Raw genomic sequence first — 3,871 nt, 5'->3', positions numbered from 1 at the left:
AACCCCTCCACGGCGACGGGCTCGGCCAAGGACGCCGCCAGGGCCGCGATGCCCGGCCGCAGCATCGCCAGCGCTTCGTCCATCGGCTGCGCGGGGGCGGCGAGCAGTTCCTGCGCCGCCGCTTCCTGCAGCCGGCGCAGGGCGAGTTGGGCGGTCAGCCGCGCCTCGGCCGGCGCGGGCGCGGCATCCAGCGCATCGAAGGCCGCTTCCAGGCCGAAGGCCTCGCTGGCGAGCAGGGCCGCGCGGCAGGCGGCGACCGGGTCGGCCTCCATCGTCAGCCGCGCCAGCGCCGCGCAGCCCAACCGGTTCGCGACGGCATTCGTGACGATGGTCGCGACCAGTTCGCGCCGTAGCCGGTGGCGTTCGATGAAGCGTGCCTGGTCGCGGCGCAGCGGTTCCGGGAAATAGGCCATCAGCGCCGGCAGCAGGGCGGGCTCGTCGGGCAGGTCTGACTCCGCCAGCGCATCGGTCAGCCACAACTTGGCGAAGGGCAGCAGCGCCGCGAGCTCCGGCCGCGTCAGCGCCTCCCCTGCGCCGATGCGGCGCGCCATCGCCGCCGCATCCGGTAGCCCGGCCACCGCGCGGTCGAGCAGGCCCTGCCGCTCCAGCCTTTCCATCAGCGCGGCCTGGGCGGACAGGGCTTCCGCACCCGCCATCTGTTCCAGCGTCACGGCGAGTGACTGCAGGTCGTTGTCCCGCAGCACCAGGCCCGCGACCTCATCCGTCATGGCGCGCAGCAATTCATCGCGCGCGCGGCGCGTCATCACGCCCTCGGCCTCGGCATCCGCGAGCAGGATCTTGATGTTCACCTCGTGGTCGGAGGTGCTGACGCCCGCCGAATTGTCCAGCGCGTCGGTGTTGATGCGGATGCCCTGGCGCGCCGCCTCGATCCGCCCGGCCTGCGTCACGCCGAGATTGGCACCTTCGCCGACCACGCGGGCACGGATCTCCCGCCCGTCGATGCGGATCGGGTCGTTGGCGCGGTCCCCCGCATCGGCCTGGGATTCCGTGCTCGCCTTCACATAGGTGCCGATGCCGCCGAAATAGAGCAGGTCCACCTCCATGCGCAGGATGGCGCGCATGATCTCGGCGGGTTCGGCGCGGTCCGCCGCGATGCCGAGCATCGCCCGCGCCTGCGGGGACAGCGGCAGCGTCTTGGCGTTGCGCGGGAAGACGCCGCCACCTTCGCTGATCAGCCGCGCCTCATAGTCGGCCCAGGAGGACCGCGGCAGCCGGAACAGCCGCTCCCGCTCCGCGTAGGAGGTGGCCGGGTCGGGATCGGGGTCGAGGAAGATGTGGCGGTGGTCGAAGGCCGCGCGCAGCCGCGATTGCTTCGAGACGAGCAGTCCGTTGCCGAACACGTCGCCCGACATGTCGCCAACGCCCACCATGTCGAAGGGCGCGTCCTGCACCGACCGGCCGAGCACTTCCCTGAAATGCCGGTCGATCATCACCCAGGCGCCGCGCGCGGTGATGCCCATGCCCTTGTGGTCGTAGCCGGCCGACCCGCCGGAGGCGAACGCGTCGCCCAGCCAGAAGCCGTATTCCGCCGACAGCCCGTTGGCGATGTCGCTGAAGGTCGCCGTGCCCTTGTCCGCGGCCGCGACGATGTAGGGATCATCCCCGTCGCGGCGAATGATGTCGGGCGGCGTGATCACCTCCGTGCCGCGATAGTTGTCGGCAAGGTCGAGCATGCCGCGCACGAGCACGCGGTAGCAGGCGATGCCCTCGGCCTGGAACGCTTCGCGGTCACTCGCCGGCGGCGGGTGCTTCAGCACGAAGCCGCCCTTCGCACCGGTCGGCACGATGATGACGTTCTTGAGAATCTGCGCCTTCATCAGCCCGAGGATCTCGGTGCGGAAATCCTCCCGCCGGTCGGACCAGCGGATCCCCCCCCGCGCGACCGGCCCGCCGCGCAGGTGGCAGCCTTCCATGCGCGGGGAATGGACGAAGATCTCCCTCCAGGGCCGCGGCGCGGGCATCTCCCCCGCCCGCGCGCTGTCCAGCTTGAAGGCGATGTAGTCCTTCCCCTGGAAGTAGTTCGTCCGCAGCATCGCATCGAGCAGCGTGCGCAGGCGCGAGAGGATGCGGTCCTCGTCCGGGTTCTCCACCGCGTCGAGCAGCATGGCCCAGGCGGCGAGGAGCTTCTCCTCCCCACGGTCCGGCGCATCGGGGTCGAAGCGGGCGCGGAAGATCGCGACCAGCAGCGCGGCGGCTTCGGGATGCGCGGCGAGTGCGGCCTCCACGCTGGCCTGGGCGAAGGGCAGGCCTACCTGCTTGAGCCAGCGGAACATGGCACGCAGCAGCCAGGCTTCCCGCCAGGTCAGCCCCGCGCGCAGCACGAGGCGGTTGAAGCCGTCGGCCTCCGCCTGCCCGTCGAGCAGCGCCCCCAGCGCGCCGAGGATCTCGTCGAACCGGTCATCCGGGCAGTCCGCGCCGGCTTCCAGGCGATAGACATGCAGCACAACCTCCGGTCCGCCGGCGGGCGAGAGGTGGTGCGGCTGTTCCTCGATGGCGCGCAGATCGAGGCTTTCGAACAGCGGCAGCGCATCGGCCAGCGGCAACGGCCCACCGGGATTGGCCAGCCGTAGCGTCAGCAGCCGCGGCCCGTCGCCGGCCGCGCGCGTCAGGTCCGCGCGCGGCCGTCCCGCGGCGATCGCGCGCTCGGCCAGCCAGAGATCGGCCACGCCCTGCGCGGCCGTTGCACTCTCCCGATAGGCGGCGGGAAAGGCATCCCGCCAGCGTGCCAGGTGCCGCGCCGCCTCCGCTTCGCCATGCGCGGCGGAGAGCGACTCGGACAGCCTCTCCCCGAAGCCGCGCGCTGCCTGGGCGAGCGCCGCTTCCAGCGCGCGCTCATCGACCGCCGGCACCGCCCCGGGCGTGGTCGCGACGATGTAGTGCACGCGCGCCAGCGGCGCGTCGCCGAGCGCGATGTAGAAGGCGGAGAGCCGCCCGCCGAAGGCGCGCGCCACCATCTGCCCGGCGCGCTCGCGCAGCCTTGTGTCGAAGGTGTCCCGCGGCAGCCAGGCGATGGCGGAGACGAAGCGCTCGAAGGGGTCGCGGCGGATCATCAGCGCTGCGCGCGGCCGGATCGTCAGGTCGAGCGCGCGGCGCGCGCCGGACAGGATCTCGGCCTCCGGCGCCTGGAACAGCTCGTCGCGCGGCCAGGTGTCGAGGATGTTGCGCAGCGCGCGCCCGTCATGGCTGTCCGCCTCGACGCCCGCCATGGCGAGGATGCTCTCGCACTTCCGCCGCAGGAAGGGGATGGAGCGCGGGTTGCGGTTGTAGGCGGAGGCCGCGAACAGGCCGAGGAAGATCCGCCCGCCGACGACGCGCCCGGCGGTGTCGAAGATGCGCGTCGCGACCACGTCCGCATGCTGCGGGCGATGCACGGTCGACCGCATGTTCGCCTTGGCGACGGTCAGCGGCATCGGCGCGGACAGCGCCGCGCGCACCGCCGCCGGCACGGCGGACAGGTCCCGCAGCGCGTCGAAGACCGGGATGGCGGGGTCGGCGAGGAGGCCGAGATTCTCCTCCCCCACCATCTCGATCGCCGCGCCCTCGGCCGCGCCGAAGCGGCGATGGCCGAGCAGGACGAAATTGTCCTCCGCGAGCCAGCGGAGGAAGGCGGCCGCTTCCTCCCCCTCGGCGCCGTCGCCGGCCGTGACTTCCGCCTCGGCGGCGCGCAGCAGGGCGAGCATGGCGGGAAAGGCGCCGGTCGCGGCGCGCACATCGGCCATGGCGCGGGCGAGCGCGGCCTCCAGCGCCTCGAGCCCCTCCGGCGCGCGGCTGCCCATGCCGGACAGCACCGGCACGGCGGGGCCGAGCGTGACGCGCATCATGCTCTCCCGCGCCGGCGCGCCGGGGTCCA

The 3,871-nt window shown here is 72.9% G+C and carries 1 protein-coding gene; it reads right to left on the bottom strand.

Annotation, left to right across the window (positions count from 1 at the left end; all coding sequences use genetic code 11):
* Positions 1–3,871: NAD-glutamate dehydrogenase domain-containing protein (locus HW577_RS22210; RefSeq protein ID WP_198378296.1), on the bottom strand; the 3,871-nt coding region annotated here is incomplete at both ends.

Source organism: Neoroseomonas rubea, from assembly GCF_016106015.1.
Taxonomy (GTDB): Bacteria; Pseudomonadota; Alphaproteobacteria; order Acetobacterales; family Acetobacteraceae; genus Neoroseomonas; species Neoroseomonas rubea.
Note: the sequence above shows the minus strand (reverse complement) of the source record. Positions and strands in the feature narration are given on the sequence as shown.